Source organism: Zhongshania aliphaticivorans (assembly GCF_001586255.1).
GTDB lineage: Bacteria > Pseudomonadota > Gammaproteobacteria > Pseudomonadales > Spongiibacteraceae > Spongiibacter > Spongiibacter aliphaticivorans.
In genome coordinates this window covers 427,545-452,187 of record NZ_CP014544.1, presented here as the reverse complement: position 1 = coordinate 452,187, position 24,643 = coordinate 427,545, and the positions used below count along the sequence as shown (strand labels likewise).

Annotated in this window: 19 protein-coding genes; 12 read left to right on the top strand and 7 right to left on the bottom strand. The window is 52.1% G+C overall.

Going from position 1 to position 24,643, the window contains the following annotated elements:
• Positions 1–165: 165 nt before the first annotated feature.
• From pcnB to acs, 7 genes are all read left to right on the top strand, one after another.
• Complete coding sequence (pcnB, locus tag AZF00_RS01915; RefSeq protein ID WP_008251293.1) at positions 166–1,542, top strand: polynucleotide adenylyltransferase PcnB; 1,377 nt, start codon at positions 166–168, stop codon at positions 1,540–1,542.
• Positions 1,539–2,042, top strand: a complete 504-nt coding sequence (gene folK, locus AZF00_RS01910) for a 2-amino-4-hydroxy-6-hydroxymethyldihydropteridine diphosphokinase (RefSeq protein WP_062382873.1) — start codon at positions 1,539–1,541, stop codon at positions 2,040–2,042. Before pcnB ends, folK begins: the two co-directional genes overlap by 4 nt.
• Positions 2,020–2,700: a deoxynucleoside kinase gene (locus AZF00_RS01905; protein WP_062382870.1), complete on the top strand. Its 681-nt coding sequence runs from the start codon at positions 2,020–2,022 to the stop codon at positions 2,698–2,700. The genes folK and AZF00_RS01905 overlap by 23 nt, the downstream gene beginning before the upstream one ends.
• A gap of 18 nt (positions 2,701–2,718) precedes the next feature.
• Positions 2,719–3,510: a 3-methyl-2-oxobutanoate hydroxymethyltransferase gene (panB, locus tag AZF00_RS01900; protein WP_008251286.1), complete on the top strand. Its 792-nt coding sequence runs from the start codon at positions 2,719–2,721 to the stop codon at positions 3,508–3,510.
• Positions 3,511–3,776: 266 nt separating this feature from the next.
• The gene (gene panC / locus AZF00_RS01895; protein WP_008251285.1) at positions 3,777–4,661 is read left to right on the top strand and encodes a pantoate--beta-alanine ligase; all 885 of its coding nucleotides are present in this window, start codon (positions 3,777–3,779) and stop codon (positions 4,659–4,661) included.
• A gap of 33 nt (positions 4,662–4,694) precedes the next feature.
• Entirely contained in the window at positions 4,695–5,075 is a 381-nt protein-coding gene (gene panD / locus AZF00_RS01890) for an aspartate 1-decarboxylase (protein ID WP_008251283.1), read from the top strand.
• A 249-nt stretch (positions 5,076–5,324) separates the two neighbouring features.
• Positions 5,325–7,262 carry an acetate--CoA ligase gene (gene acs / locus AZF00_RS01885; RefSeq protein WP_062382868.1) on the top strand — a complete coding sequence of 646 codons (1,938 nt, stop codon included), beginning with the start codon at positions 5,325–5,327 and terminating at the stop codon, positions 7,260–7,262.
• A gap of 49 nt (positions 7,263–7,311) precedes the next feature.
• Here acs and AZF00_RS01880 read toward each other — a convergent pair whose 3' ends face one another.
• The 7 genes from AZF00_RS01880 to AZF00_RS01845 all read right to left on the bottom strand — a co-directional run bounded on the left by AZF00_RS01880 (position 7,312) and on the right by AZF00_RS01845 (position 18,192).
• Positions 7,312–9,105, bottom strand: coding sequence for an acyl-CoA dehydrogenase C-terminal domain-containing protein (locus AZF00_RS01880; protein WP_062382866.1), 1,794 nt, complete (start codon positions 9,103–9,105; stop codon positions 7,312–7,314).
• Between the two features lie 113 nt (positions 9,106–9,218).
• Positions 9,219–10,985 (bottom strand): alpha-amylase family glycosyl hydrolase, encoded by a 1,767-nt coding sequence (locus AZF00_RS01875; protein ID WP_062382857.1) that lies wholly within the window; start codon positions 10,983–10,985, stop codon positions 9,219–9,221.
• Positions 10,985–12,208, bottom strand: coding sequence for a glycosyltransferase family protein (locus AZF00_RS01870; protein WP_062382853.1), 1,224 nt, complete (start codon positions 12,206–12,208; stop codon positions 10,985–10,987). Before AZF00_RS01870 ends, AZF00_RS01875 begins: the two co-directional genes overlap by 1 nt.
• A gap of 45 nt (positions 12,209–12,253) precedes the next feature.
• The gene (locus AZF00_RS01865) at positions 12,254–13,972 is read right to left on the bottom strand and encodes an HAD-IIB family hydrolase (RefSeq protein WP_062382850.1); all 1,719 of its coding nucleotides are present in this window, start codon (positions 13,970–13,972) and stop codon (positions 12,254–12,256) included.
• A gap of 232 nt (positions 13,973–14,204) precedes the next feature.
• Positions 14,205–14,690, bottom strand: coding sequence for an FKBP-type peptidyl-prolyl cis-trans isomerase (locus AZF00_RS01855; protein ID WP_008251266.1), 486 nt, complete (start codon positions 14,688–14,690; stop codon positions 14,205–14,207).
• Between the two features lie 141 nt (positions 14,691–14,831).
• The gene (locus AZF00_RS01850; protein WP_008251265.1) at positions 14,832–15,779 is read right to left on the bottom strand and encodes a LysR family transcriptional regulator; all 948 of its coding nucleotides are present in this window, start codon (positions 15,777–15,779) and stop codon (positions 14,832–14,834) included.
• A 226-nt stretch (positions 15,780–16,005) separates the two neighbouring features.
• Positions 16,006–18,192 (bottom strand): malate synthase G, encoded by a 2,187-nt coding sequence (locus tag AZF00_RS01845; protein ID WP_008251264.1) that lies wholly within the window; start codon positions 18,190–18,192, stop codon positions 16,006–16,008.
• A 354-nt stretch (positions 18,193–18,546) separates the two neighbouring features.
• On the opposite strand from AZF00_RS01845, the gene AZF00_RS01840 reads away from it, so the two are divergent.
• The 5 genes from AZF00_RS01840 (at position 18,547) to aceK (ending at position 24,537) form a co-directional block, all read left to right on the top strand.
• Positions 18,547–20,145 carry an isocitrate lyase gene (locus AZF00_RS01840; RefSeq protein ID WP_008251263.1) on the top strand — a complete coding sequence of 533 codons (1,599 nt, stop codon included), beginning with the start codon at positions 18,547–18,549 and terminating at the stop codon, positions 20,143–20,145.
• A gap of 215 nt (positions 20,146–20,360) precedes the next feature.
• Positions 20,361–20,924 (top strand): hypothetical protein, encoded by a 564-nt coding sequence (locus tag AZF00_RS01835; RefSeq protein ID WP_062382845.1) that lies wholly within the window; start codon positions 20,361–20,363, stop codon positions 20,922–20,924.
• A gap of 109 nt (positions 20,925–21,033) precedes the next feature.
• On the top strand, positions 21,034–21,525 hold the full coding sequence (rraA, locus tag AZF00_RS01830; protein ID WP_062382842.1) for a ribonuclease E activity regulator RraA: 492 nt from the start codon (positions 21,034–21,036) through the stop codon (positions 21,523–21,525).
• Between the two features lie 38 nt (positions 21,526–21,563).
• Entirely contained in the window at positions 21,564–22,598 is a 1,035-nt protein-coding gene (locus tag AZF00_RS01825; protein WP_062382826.1) for an LLM class F420-dependent oxidoreductase, read from the top strand.
• Between the two features lie 208 nt (positions 22,599–22,806).
• The gene (gene aceK / locus AZF00_RS01820; RefSeq protein ID WP_062382823.1) at positions 22,807–24,537 is read left to right on the top strand and encodes a bifunctional isocitrate dehydrogenase kinase/phosphatase; all 1,731 of its coding nucleotides are present in this window, start codon (positions 22,807–22,809) and stop codon (positions 24,535–24,537) included.
• Positions 24,538–24,643 lie beyond the last annotated feature (106 nt).

Below are 24,643 nucleotides of genomic sequence, written 5' to 3'. Positions count from 1 at the left end.
CAGCAAAGAGACCTGGGTGGGGAAGACAATGTTTTCCCCTTCTTCATTTTAGAAACCCCTAAATTACGAAAACCACCAAAAATTTCCTCCTCCGCATTTCCCGCACACACCAAAGCCCTGTGCTAGAATACTGCCTTTCTCATTAACGGCCGACCCTAAAACGCAATGACATCAAGCTCTGTTACCGGTCTGTGGAAAAAGCTAACCGGCAAATTTTCCAAATCCAGCCAAGGCGCTGCACACCACGTGGCCATTATTCCTAGGGATCAACACACGGTATCGCGCAGACACATTAGCGATGCTGCGCTAAAAGTCATCCGCAAACTCAACGACGAAGGCTTCGAAGCGTTTTTAGTCGGCGGCGGAGTTCGCGACCTGTTGCTCGGCGGCCAACCCAAAGATTTCGACATTGCCACCGATGCAACCCCCGAGCAGGTTCGCAACGCCTTTCGCAATAGTCGTATTATTGGCCGGCGCTTTCGTATCGTACACGTCCGTTTTGGCCGGGAAATCATCGAGGTCACCACTTTCCGTGGCAACCACAGCGCCCCGGCGAGCAATCCACAGCGCAACAAACACTCCGCGCAAACTGAATCGGGCATGCTCACCAGAGACAATGTTTACGGCTCAATCGACGACGATGCCGCACGCCGCGACCTCACTATCAACGCCCTGTATTATTCCAGCCGCGACTTCTGCGTTTACGACTTTGTCGGCGGCCTAGACGACCTCAACAACAAACTCATTCGCATCATCGGCGACCCAGAAACTCGCTACCGTGAAGATCCGGTACGGATGCTGCGGGTAGTGCGCTTTGCCGCCAAACTCGACTTTGATATTGAAAAGCACAGCGAAGCGCCCATCAAACGCCTCGCCCCCCTGCTGAACGATATTGCCGCCGCCCGCATGTTTGACGAAGTCATCAAACTTTTCATGTCCGGCCAAGGTCTGCACACTTACGCGCTAATGCAGCGCTACGAGCTGTTTGCCCCGCTGTTTCCCGCCACCCAAAAAATGCTCAGCCAACGCGAACCCGCAGCCGAAGAAATCATCAAACAAGGCCTGATAAACACCGATGCTCGCATCGCCGACGGCAAGCCGGTCACTCCAGCGTTTATCTATGCCGTTATTTTGTGGCCAATGGTAAAACACCTCCACAAAGAGATTATGGATGCCGGCACCCCGGAAATCGCGGCCCTACATCAGGCCGCCGAACGAGTTCTTCACAAGCAGCAACAAACCGTCGCCATTCCCAAACGCTTCTCGCTACCCATGCGCGACATCTGGGAGCTGCAATGCCGCCTAACGCGGCGCTCCGGCAAGCGTCCCGAGCAACTATTGGAACACCGCTACTTCCGGGCGGGTTTTGACTTCTTATTATTACGCGAGCAAGCAGGTGAAATTGAGCCCGGCCTCGGACAGTGGTGGCTGGCATTCCAAGAGGCCCACACAGATACCCGTGGCGCCATGCTTAGCCAGGTTCCTAGTGGCGACAAACCACGAGCACCGCGGCGGCGACGCGGCCCTCGCAAGCCAAGATGATCCGCTGCTATATCGCCCTCGGTAGCAATCTTGGCGAACCCCAAAAGCAAGTTCGCTCCGCACTCAGTGCACTAGCGGCGCTGCCTAACTCCGCGCTAGTGGACTGTTCCCGACTCTACGGCTCTATCGCGGTCGGGCCGGGGCAACAAGGCGATTACGTCAACGCTGTTGCCGCGCTGGACACCACGCTGACAGCAGCGCAATTACTCGCCGCAATGCAGCGTATAGAAGCCCAGCACCAACGGCGCCGCGCCGAGCGTTGGGGGCCGCGCACGCTGGACCTCGACCTGTTGCTTTACGGCGATTCCCGGATCAATACTGACACCCTGTGTGTGCCCCATCCACGCATGCATCAGCGCAACTTTGTTTTGCGCCCACTGGCCGATATCGCCCCCCAAAAACTGTTACAGTCCGAATTCGGCGGCATCAATAGCGCCACATTCAAAGACACCGACGACCTATGGGTTTTAAACGAAAATGACCAATCACAACCTGCTTAACGAACCCATTATCAATTTGCAGCAACCACCACGCTTCATTGCCGTGGAGGGACCAATTGGGGTGGGCAAAACCACATTAGCGCGACGCCTAGCCGAATCCCTCAATTTCCACCAGCTATTAGAAAAAGCCGAAGACAACCCTTTTTTAGAACGCTTCTACGCCAACCAGCGCCATGCAGCCTTGTCTGCCCAGTTATTCTTTTTGTTTCAACGGGCCCAGCAGCTCAGCGATTTACGCCAAAGCGACCTCTTTGAACAAACCCACGTCGCTGATTTTGTTTTTCAAAAAGACCCATTGTTCGCAAAAATAACCTTAGATAACAACGAGCTAGAACTTTACAACAAGGTTTACGAGCAAGTGCAAGTCGACATACCAACGCCAGATCTCGTGATCTACCTCCAGGCGCCAGTCAAAGTACTGAAAGACCGCATACAACAGCGTGGCGTTGCTTTTGAGCGTAGTATCGATGCCGAATATTTAGAAAAAATAAACGGCGCTTACAGCGAATACTTCCACTCCTACCACGACTCACCGCTACTGATCATCAATGCGAGCGAGATCGACTTCGCCAATAATGACCAGCAATATGAACAATTATTGCAATATCTGCTGGAAATTCGCAGCGGTCGCCATTACTTTAACCCCACTTTTTTTTAAGCACCAATGAGGCGCGCCATGAGTAAGGTCAACATCCTCAGCTTGTTAGCCAAAAAGCAGAGCCAGCAAAAATTTGCCGTAGTCACCTGTTATGACGCGAGCTTTGCCAAATTGGTTGAAAACGCCGGCATCGACGCGATTTTAGTCGGCGATTCGCTGGGCATGGTTTTGCAGGGACACGACTCAACCCTACCGGTGACGATCGCCGACATGGCCTACCACACCAGTTGCGTCAGTCGCGGTTGCAATCGCCCACTGATTATTAGCGACATGCCCTTTGGTAGCTACAATACCACCGCGCAATGCCTCGATAATGCCACCACCCTGATGCGCGCTGGCGCACAAATGGTAAAACTCGAAGGCGGTGACTGGCTCTGCGAGAGCATTCGCCAGCTCAATCACGCGGGCATACCGGTCTGCGGACACCTAGGCCTAACCCCCCAATCCGTCAATGTGCTGGGGGGCTACCGGATACAAGGCCGCGAAGACAGCCAAGCCCAAGCAATACTGAAAGACGCCCTCGCCCTAGAGGCCGCCGGCGCCGCATTGCTGGTACTGGAATGCGTCCCGCGTAAACTTGCCGCCGAGATCAGTCATGCACTAAAAATCCCGGTCATTGGCATTGGCGCGGGTAACGAGACCGATGCGCAAGTATTGGTTTTGCACGACCTGCTCGGCGTAACCGAGAAAACCGCCCGCTTTGTCCGCAATTTTGCTGAGGGCAGCAGTAGCATCGCCGACGCGCTAGGCCGGTATAATGACGCGGTAGCAGACGCCAGCTTCCCTGCCGATGAGCACAGTTTTGACTGATAGCAAAAAGGTGTAAACTGTTACCTCAAGGAACATTTTACAAGGTAACAAAGTAGTGAATTTTTTGTTACCAAAGCATTGAACGGCCATTCCGATTGGGGCATACTTGCCCGCCACTGGCCCAACTGCTCAGATTGTGAGCAATCTTTCAGTTTTTAAAAGGCCTAAGGTCAGTGTTTTGGTCGCCAGCCCGCGGTGTGCGCGGACTGACTTCACAGCAAACTACCTTCGCAGTTAGCGAAGTACGAGATTGGGAAGTTAGGGGTATGAAAACGTATAGCACAGCCGCCTCCTTAAGGGCCGCCCTCAATGTGGGAAAACGCGCCGGTAAAACCGTCGCCTTTGTTCCTACAATGGGTAATTTGCATGAAGGCCACCTGCGCTTAGTCCGCCGGGCGCGCCAGTATGCCGATATTGTGGTTGTCAGCATCTTTGTCAATCCGTTGCAGTTCGGTGCCAACGAAGACTTAAGCAACTACCCACGCACCCTCGCCGCAGACAAAGAGAAATTGTTTGCAGAGGGCGCACAGTTTTTATTCCTTCCTCAGGTAGACGAAATCTACCCAGAGGGAATGGCCAGTCACAGCAAAGTATCAGTACCTGAGCTGTCTGAAGGGCATTGCGGTGCAAACCGACCCGGCCATTTCACCGGTGTTACCACCGTGGTGGCCAAGCTTTTCAATATTGTCCAGCCAGACACCGCAGTGTTTGGCGAAAAGGATTTCCAGCAGCTTAGCGTTATCCGTAAAATGGTTCGCGATTTATGCATGCCTATCGACGTGGTCGGTGTTGCCACCGCTCGCGCCGCAGATGGCTTGGCACTTAGCTCTCGCAACGGCTACCTCAGCGCCGAGCAGCGTCAAATTGCGCCTATTTTACACCGTGTATTACAGGAGTGCCGCGAGGCAATAGCCTGTGGATACGACAGTTATAGCAAATTAGAGCAACACGCCAGAACCAGCCTTAATCAAGCTGGCTTGGAAGCGGATTACTTCAATATTTGCGATGGTCGTACCCTCCGTCCGGTTACAGCGGACACCGAAGAAGTTGTTATTCTGGCGGCGGCCAAACTTGGCACCACCCGCCTGATTGACAACGTCACCCTGAACGTTAACTCCAGCACCGACTGGGGAATGTTGGCGGCTAATTAAGCCAGCGAAGACCGAAGAGAAAGGAACAGCGTTATGCAGTCCGTTATGCTGAAAGCGAAACTCCATAAAGCCTGCGTGACCCACGCAGTGCTAAATTATGAAGGCTCCTGCGCGATTGATGGCAAATTACTCGATATGTCGGGTATCCGTGAATTTGAGCAAATTCAAATTTACAATGTCACCAATGGCGAGCGCTTCACCACTTATGCAATCCGTGGCGAAGACAACAGTGGCATTATCTCTATCAATGGCGCGGCGGCTCACAAGGCCAATGTCGACGACATTATTATTATCTGCGCCTACGCTAGCTACTCTGAAGTTGAGCTAATCAACTTCAAGCCCCGCTTGATTTACATGAATCAAGACAATACGGTTAGCCACGCCAGCAACGCCATCCCCGTTCAAGTCGCCTAATACGTCGCGCGATTTTAGCCACAAGCCGAAACTCGCGCGAAAACTCCCCCAAAATCGCTTTGCCACATCCATGCTGGTGCAAGCTCGCACGCCTATAATTAAGCACCTAAACGCTCCCACTAAGACCCGACTTTAGTCGTAAGGGGCTTCAATCACTGCCGCCAAGCCGCTATTCTGCAAGATCGAAGCTAGCTATTCGACGTGCCCAAGCCGTCTAACGATAACAATCGCGCCATTGAGAGTTTTGCTATGAGTAAAGTTAACGTACATCCAGTACCCCAAAATTTCGCCGCGAACGCCCACATTAATCGTGAACAATACGACGCGATGTACGCGCAATCGCTGGCTGATCCAGACACCTTTTGGACAGACCAAGCAAATACCTTTTTAAGCTGGGACAAAGAATGGCACACCGTCAACAGCTATGACTTTAGCAAAGGTGAAGCCAGCTGGTTTGAAGGCGGCGAACTCAATGTCGCCTATAACTGCATTGACCGTCATCTCGACACCCGCGGCGAACAAACCGCCATCATTTGGGAAGGCGACGACCCGAGCGAATCTAAACACATCAGTTATCGCGAGCTGCACAGTGAAGTCTGCAAACTTGCCAATGTGCTAAAAAGCCAGGGTATTCGCAAAGGTGATCGGGTTTGCCTTTATATGCCCATGATTCCCGAAGCCGCCTACGCCATGCTGGCCTGCGCCCGTATTGGCGCCATTCACTCGGTGGTATTCGGCGGCTTTTCACCCGAGGCCCTGAAAGATCGCATTCAGAACGCCGACTGCAAAATGCTCATCACCGCCGATGAAGGCCTGCGCAGCGGCAAAACCATTCCACTGAAAGCCAATGCCGACAAAGCCCTTGAGCACTGCCCCAGCATTGAAAAATGCTTAGTCGTAAAACGTACGGGCGGCCAAGTGGATTGGCAAGATAACCGCGACCTCTGGTACCACGAGGCGATGGCCACCGTCAGCAGCGACTGTCCCGCCGTCGCCATGCCCAGCGAAACCCCACTTTTCATTTTGTATACCTCGGGTTCAACCGGTAAACCCAAAGGTGTTATGCACACCAGTGCTGGCTATTTACTGCAGTCTGCCATGACCCATAAATACGTTTTTGATTACAAAGACGGTGAAGTATTTTGGTGCACCGCCGACGTTGGCTGGATTACCGGCCACAGCTATATTGTGTACGGCCCACTGGCCAATGGTGCCACCACCCTGCTCTTTGAAGGCGTGCCCACCTACCCCGATGCCTCACGGTGCTGGCAGGTGGTGGACAAACACAAAGTAAACATCTTCTACACCGCCCCCACCGCGCTGCGCGCTTTAATGGGCGCAGGCGACGAATACGTGGCGGGTAGCGATCGCAGTAGCTTGCGCTTATTAGGCTCCGTGGGCGAACCCATAAACCCCGAAGCTTGGGAATGGTATCACCGCGTAGTTGGCGAACATCACTGCCCTATCGTCGACACGTGGTGGCAAACCGAAACTGGCGCCATGATGCTGACGCCGCTGCCCGGCGCCATTGACATGAAACCCGGCTCTGCCACCAAACCGTTTTTCGGCGTGGAACCGGCACTGCTAGACAATGATGGTAATGAAATCAGTGGTGCAGGCGAAGGCTTACTCGTCATCAAACGCTCTTGGCCCGGCCAAATCCGCAGCGTCTACGGCGACCATCAGCGCTTGATCGAGACCTATTTCAGCACCCACCCCGGCTACTACTTTACCGGTGACGGCGCCCGCCGCGATGCGGACGGCGATTATTGGATTACTGGCCGGGTCGATGATGTTCTGAATATCTCTGGACACCGCATGGGCACGGCTGAAATTGAGAGCGCGCTGGTACTCCATGAGGCCGTCGCCGAAGCGGCTGTGGCGGGCTACCCCCACGACATTAAGGGACAAGGTATTTACGCCTATGTCACGCTAATGCACGACGTTGAAGGTACTGAGGAATTGCTAAAGGAGTTAACGGCACTTTGTGTTAAGGAAATTGGCCCGATTGCCAAGCCAGATTTGGTTCAGTGGGCACCGGGATTACCCAAGACACGCTCGGGCAAAATCATGCGCCGGATACTGCGCAAGATTGCAGCCAACGAACTAGACAACCTCGGTGACACCTCAACACTTGCCGACCCTTCGGTTGTCGATCAATTAATCGACAACCGCTTAAATCGCTGAGTAAAGCCCAATAGTCACTGCGCGGCGATTAGCCGCGCAGTGACAACAACTAACAAATAAACTCTTCTTCATTCATGTCCATCAGTCCAGCGGCGCCAGCGAGCATCGCGGCTTTATGCGTAGCAGTTCTGGGGAGCAAGCGCTGAAAGTAAAACCGTGCCGTTTTTAGCTTGCCACGATACAGTGGGTCATCAATGCCCGAATCCAGCTTTTGCTGCGCGATTTCAGCCATCTGCGCCCAGAGGTAGGCAAAAACCACATAGCCCGAATACATCAGATAGTCGACTGAGGCTGCGCCCACTTCATCGGCATCTGCCATCGCCTTTTCGCCAACGGCCATGGTCACTTCGCCCCATTCTTTATTCAATACAGCTAATGGCGCTATAAACTCGGCAAGTTGCGCATTGTCTTTATTTGCTTGGCAGTACTTGTGGACAATCTTAGTGAAATTACTAAGAACGGCGCCACCACTGCCCAGCACCTTGCGACCGATTAGGTCGAGGGCCTGAATCCCAGTAGTTCCTTCATATACCGTAGAAATGCGATTATCCCGCGCGATTCGCTCCATACCGTTATCACTAATATAACCGTGACCACCAAACACCTGTACCCCGAGATAAGTAACTTCTTGGGCCGTTTCAGTACAGAACGCCTTGGCGATGGGCGTCAATAACTCGAGTAATTGCACGGCTTCCGCTTGCTCGATTTCGCCGCCAAACTGACTCAAATCGACTTGCTGCGCAAGCCAGTAAATCAAGGCCCGCTGTCCCTCAATGAAGGCTTTTTGCGTTAGCAGCATACGGCGCACATCCGGATGAACCAAAATAGGATCAGCGGGGCCATCCGGGTTTTTCGGCCCAGTTAAGGACCGCATTTGTAAACGCTCGCGGGCGTAGCCAACTGCGCCCTGATAAGCCATTTCGCCCATAGCGAGGCCCTGCAGTGCGGTGCCGAGGCGGGCCGCATTCATTAGCTTAAACATGATTTCTAAACCACGATTTTCTTCGCCCAACAGCACCGCGCGGGCGCCATCGTAATTCATCACGCATGTGGCCGAGGCCTTCAACCCCATCTTCTTTTCTATGGCGCCACAGTGAATATTATTAAAATCGCCCGCTGAACCGTCTTCATTTACCCAATACTTAGGCGCGATAAAAAGGGAGATCCCTTTTGTACCCGCTGGCGCACCCTCCACCCTCGCCAAAATGGCGTGAATGATATTATCGGTCATGTCCTGCTCACCGCCGGAGATGAAAATTTTGCTGCCCTGTAAGGTGTACGTACCGTCGGCATTTTTAATGGCTTTGGTCCGCAGCAAGCCTACATCAGAGCCGCAGTGAGCCTCGGTCAGGCACATGGTGCCCGCCCACTCGCCACTTAGTAGCTTAGGCAAATAACGCTGTTTTTGCGCCTCAGTACCACCGTTAATTAGGCAGGTCACTGGCGCGAGCGCCAATCCGCCATACATGCTGAACGCCCAACTAGGCGCGCCCACCATTTCGCCAATGACTGAGCCTAAAGACGAAGGCAAACCCTGCCCACCCTCGGCAACCGGAATGCCCAAAGTCTGCCAGCCGCCCTCGCCCCACTGACGAAAAGCCTCTTTAAACCCGTCTGGTGTTGTCACCTGACCATTTGCAAACGTACAGCCTTGCTCATCACCATTCGCCGCAATGGGGTTCACGACGTTTTCGGCAAACTTAGCGCCCTCACCAATGATGGCATCCATCAAATCGGCACCGAGTTCCTCACAACCTTTCAGGCTCGCGTAGTGTTGCTCGCAGTGTAAAAAGTCCTTTAAGACAAAATCAATATCGCGCAGGGGGGCTTTGTAGTCGGCCATCACGAACCTCAGATACAGTGTTCAAATAAAATTCAGAACACCATAGCAGTTTATGGCTCCGGCTTTAGTGACATCACAGGTCAATAGACATGCAGATCATTCACCGCCAAAAATTATGGCCGCGAGGCAAGCCAGCAATAGGCATAGGGCGGCAAGACGATATCACCCGCCTCGGGGTGAATATCAGTGTCACTGAGCAATTCGCGCCAGTGCTTATCGGCATCTAAGTTCAAACTACTCATCGCCAGCGTTTGGGCGCAGGCGCTAATATTATAGATGGCCAACAAGCTTTGTCCGGCGCTACCCTCGGTGCGACACTCTCGGCGCAAACCAAATACGTGATCGCCCAAATGCAAAGGATACTGCGCGGCGTTGGGGTGGAAAGCAGGCTGCTTAGCCCGCAACTTAATTAGCTCTTTAAGCACGGCAAATATCCGCGCGTGATGACTCGTTGTGGCGAGCTGCTCTTCTAAGTTATCTGCCGACCACTGATGACGATTAATCGCGCGGTTATGACTGGTATGCAAAACGCGATTCTCATCGTTTTCAGTCGCTAACAGGCTGTGGATATAGAACGCCGGTACGCCCTGTACCGCCAGCATTAGTGCATGGGCGCAAATAAAGCGCTGCTCTTGGTAACCATCCTCGCCATCGCCCCCGTGACTGCCATCGAGGCGACGACGCATAGCATCGAACAAACTGATGTTGATTTCATAAGGACGGTTTTCACCATTGGCCAAGGCCCGCCACGACACCCGGCCGCCACTTTTTTGCATTACGCCCACCAGCGCTTTAATTTCCTCGTCGTCGAGCAAACCTTCCGCTGGCCGCAAGCCGATGCCATCGTGGGAGGCAATAAAATTAAAATACGTGGTGCCGTCTTGGGCCGCAGGCATGCCCATCATCCACGTTTTTAAGGCGCGGCTACTGCCCGTGACCAAGGTGTTAATTAATAGCGGCGGCAGCGAAAAGTTGTAAACCATATGGGCTTCATTGGCATTGCCGAAATAGGCCAGATTCTCGCGCAGGGGAATATTGGTTTCGGTGATGATAATCGCGTCGGGGACGGCGTGCTCAATTAAACTGCGCAGCAGGCGCACGGCCTCGTGGGTCTGCTCCAAATTCAAACTACTGGTACCGGGGATTTTCCACAAAAACGCCACTGCGTCGAGGCGGAAAATTTTAACGCCCATATCGAGGTAATAACGGATAATTTTAATAAATTCCAGCAGAACCTTGGGGTTTTCAAAGTTAAGGTCGACTTGATCGTGGCTAAAAGTACACCAAACATGCCGTTTGCCGTCGAGGGTTTGCACCTCGCTCAACAAGGGGCTGGTGCGGGGCCGCACCACGGCACTTAAATCGACGCTGGGGTCGACCTCCACAAAATAATCTTGGCCGGGGTCGCGGCGCTGCTTAAAATTCTCAAACCACAGACTGCGGCTAGAGCAATGATTTATGACCAAATCTGCCATTAAATCAAAATCGCGGGCGATCGCACTCACGTCCTGCCAATCACCCAAAGAAGGATTAACCTCCACATAGTTGATCACCGAAAAACCATCGTCGGAGCTATAGGGGTAAAAGGGCAGAATATGGACGCCGCTAACCACGCCGCGCAACTCCCGCCGCAGGAAATCATGCAGAGTATGCAGCGGCCACTCACCGTCGCGCAGAATCGAGTCGCCATAAGTAATGACTAAGGCGTCACTTTCGTCCCAGTGGTTTTTATGAGCCTCGGGCATAAAACAGCGCTGATCTAAGGCCATTGCCGCAATCATTTCCTCAATGAGGCCCGCATTACCGAGCTGCGGATACAAAACCTCCAAATGGGCGGCAAGTCGATTACGCAAATGTTGCGCGGGGCTTAATTCCGTCATTACGATGCGAATTCCTCGTTGTCAGCCTCCACTGCGGCCAGCATGTCGGCCAACAAGGTCGGCTCGGCGCTGCCTACCCTATTCCAGCTCGGTATAAACGGTGTTTCCATGGGATTTTCCAGAAACATATTGCCCGCCTTTACAATATTTTGAGCAAACAACTCAACCGCCTGCTCTTCCCGATGAAGGTCCAAATCAAGACCATTCATCACCGCGTCGGCGCGATAGCTGTCGACAAAATCTAGGGCAACTCGGTAATAGGTTGCCTTGATGGTGCGGAAGGTTTCGCTATTAAACACCACGCCATTAGTGGCCAACTTGCGGAAAATCGCCTTGGATATATCAATCGACATTTTTGACAAACCACTGCTGTCATCCGCTGCAGACAGGGATTGGTGCTTATGATCGTAAACATCGGCAATATCGACCTGGCACAGACGGTTAGTGGAGTAATTGCGGTACATCTCCGAAAGCACGCCAATCTCTAGGCCCCAGTCGCTGGGAATACGCAGATCGTTTAACACATCCATGCGCATCGAAAATTCACCCGACAGCGGGTAACGATAACTGTCTAAATACTCGAGATAATCCGAGCCACCAAGAATTTTCTTTAAGGAGCGAATCAGCGGCGTGACCAACAAGCGGCTCACCCGGCCATTGATTTTGCCGTCGGCAACCCGCGCGTAATAGCCCTTACAAAACTCATAGTTAAAGGCCGGATTAGCCACGGGATAAAACAATTGCGCAAGCAGTCGACGGTCGTAGGTCAGAATATCGCAGTCGTGCAGAGCGATTGCCTCGGCGCGACCCGAGGCCTGAATAAAGCCAAGGCAATACCACACATTGCGGCCCTTGCCCGGCTCTTCCGGAGAAAGACCACGCTTTTGCAGCCGAGCATCAATTGCCCGCAGCCGCGGGCCATCATTCCACAGCACGCGATGACGCTGGGGTAGCCGACTAAAGAATTTTAAGGCGTAGCGATACTGAGCCTCATCGGCCTGATCCAAACCAATAATAATTTCATCGATATAATCGACCTTGGCAATTTCATCAATGATCGCGGCCAGCGCTGGGCCTTCTAGCTCTGAAAACAGCGAGGGCAGCATCAGGGCCATTGGCCGTTGCTTGGAGAATTGTTTCAGTTCAGCCTCAATGTCACTCACCGGCCGATCAATCAAATTGTGTAAGGTGGTAATGATGCCGTTCTGGTAAAAATCGCCCATATTATTGCCTATATTATTTTAAAAACGTCAGAGTGCTAACGCGATTTAATCGCCCGCACCAAATATGTCTATTAAGGCCTCGTTCCAACCGACTGGGCCAAAACCTTCAGTAATACGTAACTCTCCCTGTGGCGCCGTAATCTGCGGCGGTAAATGATGTGGCGAGCGCACCACCACAGCAATATCTGCTCGCTCCAGCATGGCGACATCGTTACCGCTGTCACCCAGCGCGATCAGCTGCGGCGCAGGCCCTATTGGGTATAAGCAAGAAGCCAGCCACGCCATCGCCCGGCCCTTATCTGCAGTGCCCATAATATGGATAAAACGGCCACCTTTTAGGGCCTGCAAGCCTTCTGCGGCAAGCAGGCCAGCAAACTCCTGCCAGCGCTCATCTGTGTCTTCCCAACAAATAGGCTCCGAGTACTCACGCTGCAGTGCTAATTCGGCCTCTCCCAAACTGAGCCCTGCTATATTGCACAAAGTTGGTGCATCAAAATCCGCAAAGCCAGAAAACTGATAGCCGCCCTGCGCTCGCCAAGTACGCAATAGTGTTAGGACCTCGTCGCGGCGTGGCGCAAATTCCTTTACCCGCTGGCCATTTACTGTGCTCAAATCAACATCGGCCAGCAAATCACAGCCGGCGGGCACCACCACGGCAGCGCCATTTTCAATAATAAAGGGGTAGGGATTTTTTAGCTGGGCGGCCAACTTATGGAGCTCGGCCTGGGTCTTGCTGGTATTGAGTACCCACACCACCCCGAGGTCGGCTAAGCGAGCAAGTGCTTGGGTCGCTGCACTGAAGGAGTAATTATCATGATCCAGCAGCGTGCCATCTAAATCGGTAAAAACCAGGCTCTGACGAGCATGGTCATTGCCGCGTTGTAGGTAACCTACCGCACTAATCCGCCGATCTGCGGCCATCGTCATCACACAATCCGCTTGGAAGGGAAGGTATTGTAGACACTGGCGAGTAATCCGCTCGTAGTGCTGAATAAAGCGCTCAATGGCCACCGCATCCATTAACGCTGGTGCGGCAGCCACATCCAGCGTCGCCGCCAGCTTTTGCTCCTGCTCAAGCCGCCAGCCCTGCACGCAGTCAAAGCTGGGCGCCGCCAGCATCAATAAATAATCTATTTTTGCAAAAAGACGACGATATTCCCCAGCAAGCGCGGCATTTACATAGGCCCGCCAAACGCCGTCGGGGTCTTCTTCCGCTTCAAGTGCGTTCACTGGTGTGGCCAAAGCAGGTTCCTCGCAAGGCGCCGCTCCCAAACACCAACCCTCAAAGATAATGAGGTCAACCGGACCGGAAATGCGCGGCCACGCGATGCGCTGGGCCCGATCGTCACAGGCCTTGTCAAACCGCGGTAAATCCACGCTCTGCCCCGACTTTAAGGTCAATAAGGCCGCCAAGGTTTGCTCGGCAAGCGGCACGTCATGGCTGCCCGGCACACCGCGCGTTAGAAGCAAGGGGTGCACTTTCGCCGCCAAATCTTGGCGCTCAGCGCGGCGTAAATAGAAGTCGTCTATCGACACCACCGCCACTGTCATGCCGTGTTCGCGCTGCAGATACCATTGAAAAAAAGCGGCCAAGGTCGATTTGCCACTGCCCTGGGCGCCGTGAATGCCCAATACACGCAAGTCACCCGCGCGAATCCGCGGTAATACCTCGTTAATGAAAGGGATAAAATAAGCCTGTATCTGCTGGCGATATTGCTCCGGCAAACGTTCTTGCAATAAAAACTCAGTCAAGTCGGCGCGCATGTCCGGCAAATAAGCCTCCTAAAGCTGGCGATGCTTAGATCAGAATGAATCGAACACATCGTTTAGGTATAGCACAGCCCGATGCCAGTCCATACCAAACATATCAATATTCATTAAGCAGGTTTCTTGCCAATAGGCGCTAAGTTTTAGGTTTGAGCAAAAGAGGAACGATAAAGCAGAATTACAGGCAAAAAAAAGAGGCCAATTGGCCTCTTTTAAAACTCTTAGGTAATCAGTGCTGATGACCACCGGCGCCGTGGACATGGCCATGGCTGAGTTCTTCTTCACTGGCAACACGAACTTCTTCAATGCTGACGTCAAACTGCAATACCTGACCCGCTAAAGGGTGGTTGGCATCAACAGTAACAGACTCGTCGTCAACCGCTTTAACAACAACGGTTTGCACTTGACCCTGCGCGCCGGACGCCTGGAACTGCATGCCGACTTCGATTTGATCGACGCCTTGGAATGCTTCACGAGGTACCGCTTGGATCAATTCAGGGTTCAGTTCACCGTAGCCATCTTCTGGCTGAACAGTCACTTTCATCGCGTCGCCGGTAGTTTTGCCGGTCAGCTCACGCTCTAAACCTGGGATAATACCGCCGTGACCATGCAGATAGGCCAGTGGCTCTTGACCTTTTGACGTGTCAATCTCAGCACCAGCTTCGTCGGTCAGGGTGTAGTGAAAAGCCACTACGCAATCGTTAGCAATAATCATGGGAGCCTCCCGTTAAAATAAGCCGACAAGCATGACAGTTTTGACCGGCAAGGTCACGCCACCGGGCCAATTTATTGCTTATTTGCCGAGATTCGACGATCAGCGGCCAATATTGCGGAAGTTGTCACACCCCCGCCAAACTCAGGCGCGACCGGAAATTTCCTCGCCCACCTCAACAATACGACGCCGCAGCCAAATATGACCCGGGTCATGCTGTAACAGGGGGCTCCACGCGAGCTTAAGCTCAATAGGTATTATCATAAACGGCGGTTTGCGCACGGCTAAACGCGGGTCATCCACGTACAAATTAGCTACCTGAGTCGGCAGGGTAGCAATTAAATCAGGGTGTTTCGCCAGTAATGCCGCCACCTGATAGTGACGGGTAAACACGCGGATTTGCCGCTCGTGCCCACACTCGGCCAAGGCCTCGTCGACCCAGCCTAAGCGCTGACTGTCGCGCTGACTCATACCGCGCCCAACCCCCATACCGGTCTTGCTAACCCAGATATGGGGCGCCGCTAAAAAGGCATCCATATCGAAATTACCCAAGGCTGAGTTGCCACTGCTCATCAGACAGGAAAAGCTATCTCGCCACACCGTGGCCTGATGAAAAGACTGAGGCAGACGATCAAAGCGATTGATTGCCATGTCGATCTTGCCTTGTTCCAAGTCCTGAAAAGTCACGTCGCTCGGAGTCAAAATATCTAAAGTGATATTCGGCGCTTCGTCGCGGAGTTTAAATAGCAGCGGCATCAATAGCGTAGACTCCGCATAGTCGCTGGCCATAATCCGAAACACCCGGCTACTCTTAGTGACCTCAAAATCCGAGACCGGCAATACCGCCTGCTCCACTGCCGATAAAATAGTCCGCACCTGGGGCTGCAACTCCAAGGCACGCTCCGTCGGCGTCATGCCCTCGCTGGTACGCACCAGCAGCGGATCATTAAACAAATCCCGCAGACGGCGCAGACCATTACTCAATGCTGGCTGGGTAATGCCTAACTGCTCCGCGGCACGGGTAACATTCTTCTCTCGCAACAGCACGTCGAGATAGACCAGCAGGTTTAGATCGATTCGCGATAGATTCATACTAAGAATAACTCCGCAGGGCTTTATAGTTTGGCGTGATTATGGGCGTTTTTAAGCTTTGCTGCCAGCGGCAGCAAATTAGGTCTGGCGCCGGACGCCTGATGTCAGACGTAAATACCGCAATACCTTCGTCTGACATCAGACATCCGACGCCCGACTTCGCAATAAAAAAGGCCCGGATAAATCCGGGCCAAGCCTCACTGACAGGAAAGGAATCGTTTACAGATCAAGCCTTAGCTTGAGCTTTGTATTCAATACGACGGCGATGCAGAACTGGCTCGGTGTAGCCACTAGGCTGTTCGCAGCCCTTAAAGACCAGTTCACAGGCAGCTTGGAAGGCCACGCTGTCGTCGAAGTTAGGCGCCATTGGCGTGTAGCTCGGGTCGTCGGCATTCTGCCTATCAACTACTGCCGCCATACGCTTAATGGTTTCCATCACTTGCGCCTCAGTACAAACGCCGTGATGTAACCAGTTGGCGATGTGCTGACTGGAGATACGCAGGGTCGCGCGGTCTTCCATCAGGCCAACATCGTTAATATCAGGAACTTTAGAGCAGCCCACACCGGCATCGATCCAGCGCACTACATAGCCAAGCATGCCCTGAGCGTTGTTATCCAACTCTTGCTGGATTTCTTCGGCGCTCCAATTGGGGTTCTGCGCAACCGGAATACTTAAAATATCGTCCAATGCAGCGCGCTGGCGGCTGGCCAACTGGGCTTGCACCGACTTCACGTTGACTTGGTGATAGTGCATGACGTGCAAGGTCGCGGCAGTAGGCGATGGCACCCAAGCGCAGTTAGCGCCAGCCTGTGGATGAGCAATCTTTGCCTCCATCATCGCGGCCATTTCGTCGGGCATGGCCCACATGCCTTTACCGATTTGCGCGCGGCCGCTTAAGCCACAAGCCAAGCCGATATCAACGTTCCAGTCTTCGTAGGCGTTAATCCACGCCTGCTTTTTCATGTCGGCTTTGCGTACAAATGGGCCGGCTTCCATGCTCGTGTGAATTTCGTCACCGGTGCGATCTAAGAAGCCAGTATTGATAAAGATAACCCGCTCTGGCACCGCAGCAATACAGGCTTTGAGGTTAACGGTAGTGCGACGCTCCTCGTCCATGATGCCGATTTTTAAGGTGTTGCGCGGCAAACCAAACGCGTCTTCAACCCGCGAGAATAATTCGCCAGCAAAAGCCACTTCTTCAGGGCCATGCATTTTGGGCTTAACAATGTAAACACTGCCCGTGCGAGAGTTGCGCAAGGCGCCCGTCTGCTTAAGATCGTGCATCGCCGCCAACACGGTGACCATGGCATCCATAATGCCTTCGGGTACTTCAAAACCATCCGCATCAATAATGGCTTCATTGGTCATCAAGTGACCAACGTTACGAACCAAGAGCAAGCTGCGACCATGCAGTATTTTTTCACTACCATCGGCTGCGGTGAAGGTCCGGTCGCCAACTAAGGTACGAACGAGTTCTTTACCACCTTTAGTGAGTTTCTCCTGAAGGTCGCCCTTCATTAAACCCAACCAATTGCGATAAACCTCAACTTTGTCGTCGGCATCTACTGCGGCTACCGAATCCTCACAGTCTTGAATAGTGGTCAGTGCCGACTCCAGCACTAAATCTTTAACTCGCGCCGGATCATCCTTGCCAATAGGGTGCTGGTCGTCTATTTGGATATCGATGTGCAAACCATTATTTACTAGCAAAATATTGCTAGGGCTGGCGGCATCACCCAGAAAACCGACAAACTGCTCAGGCTGCTGCAACTCGGTAACAGAGCCGTCTGCCAAGCTAACCGCCAAGCTGCCATTAACAACACGATACAGCGTGGAATCTGCATGACTACCACTAGCCAAAGGCGCACTGCTGTCCAAAAATTGACGAGCGTAAGCGATAACTTTGGCGCCGCGCACAGGGTTATAGCCCTTACCTTTGTCAGCACCATCGGCCTCAGAAATAACATTGGTGCCATATAGTGCATCATATAAGCTACCCCAACGCGCATTCGCAGCGTTCAGGGCGTAGCGAGCATTCATTACTGGCACAACAAGCTGGGGACCGGCCAGATTGGCGATTTCCTCGTCAACATTCACGGTGCTAACCGCAAAATCAGCAGGTTCAGGAAGCAGGTAATTAATTTCGGTCAAAAAGGCTTTATACTTTGCTGCGTCGAACTGACCGCGATTAGCGCGATGCCAGTCGTCAATTTGCGCCTGGATCTGCTCGCGCTTAGCCAGTAAAGCGCGATTTTTAGGGGCGAGATCTTTAATCACTGCCGCCATCGCATCCCAAAATTGATCTGGGCTAATACCGGTACCAGGAGCGACCTCCTCGTTGACCAAGCGATAAAGTACATCGGCAATCTGTAAGCCTGCGTGCTGCACCCTAGAATTGGCCTGCGAAGACATAATCACTCCTTAATAAATTAATACTTTGTGTTTAATAATTAACTGCGTGCGACATAACTCAAATGTAGACCAACATCCTAGCACCTGAGGATAATTCTGCAAATTTATCCATATTATCTTTACTATTCTTTTTATGAATGAATAATTTATATTGAGCAGCTATAATGGTGGAATTCGGCGCATTCCCAAAAGCCCTTCTATTATTGTGTAGCTATATAGCGCTTCAATGGCGATCAAGCAAACATTATTCACTCAATAAATAACCGACATAATATCTATAAATTAGAAAAATTTAACAGTCACGCGTAAACTAGGCAGCGTTAACCACCCAAACGCACAAAATAGGGACCACATATGTCAACTCTACAAGCAGACATCCAGGCAGTTGCCTCACTTAAGGAACAAGCTGGCCACAGCTGGGACGGAATCAACCCCGAGTATGTCGCACGCATGCGCGCCCAGAACAAATTCAAAACCGGTCTAGACATTGCCAAATACACTGCCGACATCATGCGTGCAGACATGGCCGCGTTTGACAAAGACAAAACCAAATACACTCAGTCTCTGGGTTGCTGGCATGGTTTTATTGGTCAGCAGAAGATGATTTCTATTAAGAAACACTTCAACGGTAAAACTGATCGTCGCTACTTGTACCTGTCTGGCTGGATGGTTGCCGCTCTGCGCTCGTCCTTTGGTCCCTTGCCTGACCAATCAATGCATGAAAAAACCGTTGTTGCCGACCTAGTACGCGAGCTCTACACCTTCCTGCGTCAAGCCGATGCACGTGAGCTGGGCGGTTTGTTCCGCGCTCTGGATGCTGCTCGCGAAGCTGGCGACACCGCTGAAGAAGCTAAGATCCAAGATCAAATCGACAACCATGTTACTCACGTAGTACCTATTGTTGCAGACATCGACGCTGGTTTCGGTAACGCTGAAGCGACTTACCTGATGGCCAAGCAAATGATCGAAGCTGGCGCTTGCTGCCTGCAGATCGAAAACCAAGTTGCTGACGAAAAGCAGTGCGGTCACCAAGACGGCAAAGTAACCGTACCCCACGCCGACTTCCACAATAAGCTGCGCGCATTGCGTTACGCTTTCTTAGAGCTGGGAGTCGACAACGGCGTTATCGTTGCACGTACTGACTCTGAAGGTGCTGGCCTGACCAAAGAAATCGCCGTTGTTAAAGAGCCAGGCGATCAGGGCGACATTTACAACTCGTTCTTAGACGTTGAAGAAATCAACGTAGCTGACATGGCTGAAGGCGACGTTTGCTTCAACCGTAACGGCAAGCTGGTTCGTCCCAAGCGTCTGCCTTCTGGCCTGTACCAGTTCCGCGAAGGCACTGGTCACGAGCGTTGCGTATTTGACTGTATCGAAGCTATCAATGCTGGCGCCGACCTGCTTTGGATCGAAACAGCCGTTCCAACCGTTCACGAAATCAAAGGCATGATGGACGAAGTTCGTAAAGTTCACCCAGATGCGAAGTTGGTTTACAACAACTCTCCTTCTTTCAACTGGACACTGAACTTCCGCCAGCAGACTTTCGATACTTGGACTGCTGAAGGTAAAGACGTATCTGCCTATGATCGTGCAAACCTGATGTCAGCTGAATACGACGAAACTGAATTGGCTGCCGTTGCTGATGAACGTATCAAGACTTTCCAGGCAGACACTGCCCGTGAAGCGAACGTATTCCACCACCTGATCACTCTGCCGACTTACCACACTGCAGCGCTGTCTACTGACAACCTCGCAAAAGAGTACTTCGGTGAGCAGGGCATGCTGGGTTATGTTGCTGGCGTACAGCGTAAAGAAATCCGTCAGGGTATCGCCTGTGTTAAGCACCAAAACATGTCTGGTTCAGACATGGGTGACGACCACAAAGAATACTACGCTGGCGAGCTTGCACTGAAAGCAGGCGGCGCGAAAAACACTTCTAACCAGTTCAACTAAGTTGAATTAAGGTGTAAGTGACGTGCCCTGGCGATTGCATACGCATCAGCAGGGCACAGTTCAGCGCAGTAGAAAAAGGCGACCCTTGCAAAAGGTGTCGCCTTTTTTATGAATAGAATATGATGGTTTCCCGCTATAGCGGCAAAGGCAGCGAGTTGCTTTTCTTTCAGCATTTCAGCTCTTTGCCAACTAAAACTGACTAAGTGACTTCCAATATGACTAATACACCTACTTTTCTTAAAGACGCTAACAATGTATTGCGCGACCAAGGATTTGCTACGAGTAACGTCTGGTATCACGGCACTTCGTCGGCGCTAGTCGACTCAATCAAAACCCAGGGCCTGAAGCGCTCCGGTGACAAAGTACTCAAAAACGCCGCAAAGCAAACCATGGCAACCATCGGCAATAGTTATACCGAATCGATTGAGCCGGTTTTTTTAACTCAAAGCAAAGAGCTGGCTTTTTATTGGGCGCAGCAAACCGTGAGGAACCGCAGTGTGCGTGTTGAAGGCAATGAGCACCCTGTTGTGTTTGCCGTAAGCCTTCCAGAAGGCCTAAACGCCAAAGTAAAGCCCGATGTCGGTGCCGCGAGCTTGCTGCTACTCAAAGAAGGTGAAGACTTTATGGCGTATTTGGCAGGGATTTATCAGGAAAATGGCTTCGGCATACCCGATATCGATCTAATGAAAGCCGATCGCCTGGAGTACTTAACCGTACTGGGCATGGCCTATATCAATAGCGATATAAGCGCCAATTACCTAAAACTTGTTAGCGAATAAGTAAAACCGTTTACCCAATACGTGACGGGAGACGGGAGGCGCAAAAAAAGGCATAGTGGTTTTTACCCTTTCCATTACTCGCCCACCACCAACCACTGCAGGAGTTACTATGAATACGATATCCACCCCCGATCTCTGCGATGAACATGGCGATAACGTGCGCGTACTAGAGGTGAACTTCCGCCACTATGGCGGTAAACAGCATTTCTGGGGCGAAATCGTCACCATTAAATGCTTTGAAGACAACTCCAAAGTTGCCGAAGTGGTTAAAACACCGGGCAATAATCGCGTGCTCGTTGTCGATGGCGGCGCCTCACCGCGACGCTCACTACTCGGCGACAACCTTGCTCGCGCTGCAGCCGATAACGGCTGGCGCGGTATTGTAATCTACGGTTATCTGCGCGACGTGGAAGAGCTGGCCAACATGCCCATTGGCATCATGGCGCTGGGCAGCGTACCCCGCAAAACCGAAAAACTGGGCGACGGCCGTTGCAATATTGCACTGGAATTTGGCGGTACTACACTATACCCAGGCGAGCACCTATACGCCGACCTAAGCGGCGCAATCATTTCAAAGCAGCCACTGACAGACACGCTGTAATCTACTAGGCTGTGGCAATCAAATAAAAGGATAAAATAATGAAACTAGGACTATTACTGGGCTACTCTGGCGCAAAACTCTCTATTCCCATGGATACGGTTAAGCACGCCGAAACACTGGGTTTTGATTCGGTGTGGACAGCCGAAGCCTACGGTTCTGACGCCGTTACTCCGGCCGCGTGGATTTTAGCCCAGACTAGCAAAATTAAAGTCGGCACCGCCATTATGCAAATGCCGGCGCGAACCCCGGCCATGTGCGCCATGACCGCCATGAGCTTAGACCAACTCTCTGGCGGTCGCTTTATAGTTGGCCTCGGTGCATCAGGCCCACAGGTAGTCGAAGGCTGGCACGGCGTGCCCTACGGCAAGCCGGTGACCCGCACCCGTGAGTACATTAAAATTATGAAGGAGATTTTTGAGCGCAAGGGGCCAGTTACCTTCGACGGTAAGATGTATCAAATGCCCTATAGTGGCCCCGGCGCTACTGGTCTTGGCAAGCCCCTAAAATCCATACTTCACGGCGACCCAAGCATCCCGATCTACACCGCCTCAATTACCCCCGCTGGCGTGAGCGCCTCCGCTGAAGTCGCCGACGGCGTATTCCCCGTGTGGATGAGCCCAGAAAAATACGCTGTACTAGAACCCAGCATCGAAAAAGGCCTCGAAAAAAGCGGGCGCAAAAAAGCCGACTTTAATGTTGCACCCTTTGTTGGCGTCATTATGGGCGACGACCTCGACGGCTGCCGCGTATTTATTAAAGACTTCCTCGCACTTTACATTGGCGGCATGGGTGCCAAGGGTAAAAACTTTTACACCGATTACGCAACGCGCATGGGCTATGGCGATGCCGCTGAGAAAATCCAGGATCTTTATTTAGCGGGCAAAAAAGAAGAGGCTCGCGCCGCCGTACCCGACGCTCTAGTCGACGAAGTCGCGCTCGTTGGCCCTGAAGCGAGAATTCGTGAACGCGCCAAAGACTGGAACGCCGCGTCCAGCCGAGGCGAGGTTGATACCATGCTACTAAATTGTCAGCAGCCAGAAGCCATGGAAATTTTGGCGGATTGCTTCCTTTAGCGGGAGACGCTTGATGGAAGACGGGGGACGCTAGGGTATTCGCTACGCTCATGTCGGAAAATATCAGCTCACGCACATAGTACGATTAAGCGTTGCTGTTGATTTTTCGCCAGACGCCTGAGCTCCGACTTGGTTTTAGCGTCTTCCGTCCAGCATTCTGCCAAACTAGGCTTACCAGCAAACAGAACTAAACTCAGGAACCACACGCATGACCGCAGTTACCCGTCGCCTAGCCATGGCTATTCTCAATGGTTTCGATGCTTTTTTTGCCGAGTACAAAAACATCACCCTCGGCGCGCAAGCGCGTTTTGAAGGGGCCGACTGGCACGGTGCACAAAAAGCCATGCGTGATCGTTTAGATTTATGGAAACAAAAGCGCAGAATCGTTGCCGAAGCTGCATATACCATTACCGGCGGCAGTGTTGAAGATCGGGACAACTGGGAAATTGCCAAGCAGGAATACGCAGAGCTTATACAAAATCACGACAATTTTGAAATTGCGCAATCGTTTTTCAATTCGATTTATTGTTACATATTCAAGCATGAAAAAATCCGCGATGTGCACACCTTTGCCCTGACCTCAGTCGAACACTGCGCCCCAGTCTCAAGTGAGTCCATACTGCGCCGCTACCGCTTTGACGGTGACAATGCCGTCGATATCACCAAATCAATGCTCATTGACTGCGAGTTCAACATCCCCTGGGAAGATCTCGACCGCGACGTGGGCTTTATCATGAACGTCGTTAACCGCGAACTTATTCCCAAAATTCGAGATCGCAGCAAAGACATTTATGTCGAAACACTAGAGTCGTTATTTTTCCGCAACAAAGCCGCTTATTTGGTCGGCCGCATTGTCAGCGGCGACTTCACCATGCCCTTTGTACTGCCTATTTTACACAGCGAAAACAATTCCATATTCGTTGACACCGTACTCTCTGATCCCGATGACATCTCAATCTTATTCAGCTTTAGCCGAAGCTATTTTATGGTCGACACCTCGGTGCCATCAGAGTACATCGCCTTCTTACATCGGCTAATGCCCCACAAAGAGATCTTTGAGCTGTATATTGCCATCGGCATGCCCAAGCACGGTAAAACCGAGTTTTATCGCTTTGCGGTGAATGAAACTGCCAATAGCGAATCGCCGTATATCATTGCACCGGGCATTAAAGGCATGGTTATGCTGGTATTTACCCGCCCGGACTTTGGCTATGTGTACAAAGTAATTAAAGATCGCTTTACACCGCCCAAAGACATGAGCCAAGAGCATGTTCGCAAATGCTACAGTTTGGTAAAACGCTGGGATCGCGGCGGGCGCATGGCGGACACACAAGAATTCAATAATCTTGCTTTTGATCGCCGCCGCTTTTCCGACGAGCTTATTGCCGAATTAGAAAAAGAGGCGCCCTCAAAAGTTAGCGTTAGCGGCAATGCGCTGCTTCTAAAGCACGTATACATCGAACGTAAAATGATTCCCCTCAATCTTTACCTCAAAGACTGCAATGAGCAACAGCTCGACAGCGTGATGGGCGAATACGGCAATGCCATAAAGCAATTGGCAGCGGGCAATATCTTCCCCGGCGATATGTTACTCAAAAACTTTGGCGTTACCCGTCACGGCCGCGTGGTGTTTTACGACTACGATGAAATTTGTCCACTGACCGACTGCAACTTCCGCTCACTGCCCGAGCCGAAAAACGACGAGCAAGCCATGGCCAGCCAGCCCTGGTACGAGGTCAAACCAGAAGATGTATTCCCCGAGGAATTCCGTTTATTTTTCTCTGGTAACCAGCGCGCCAAAAAGGTGTTTGATTCATTGCACAGTGACCTCTACGACCCAGCCTACTGGCGTGGCCTGCAGGAAACCATACGCAATGGTTACGTCGCCGACGTATTCCCCTATCGGAAAAAGCAGCGTTTCCAACAACGACCACATTAAAGCAATACCACCGACAACTAGGAGTTTGACATCACCTAGCAAGCCTATAGAGTAGTGCGGCTATTGTATTTAGTTAGACAAGCGTAGAATTTAGAGCGCAGAGGAT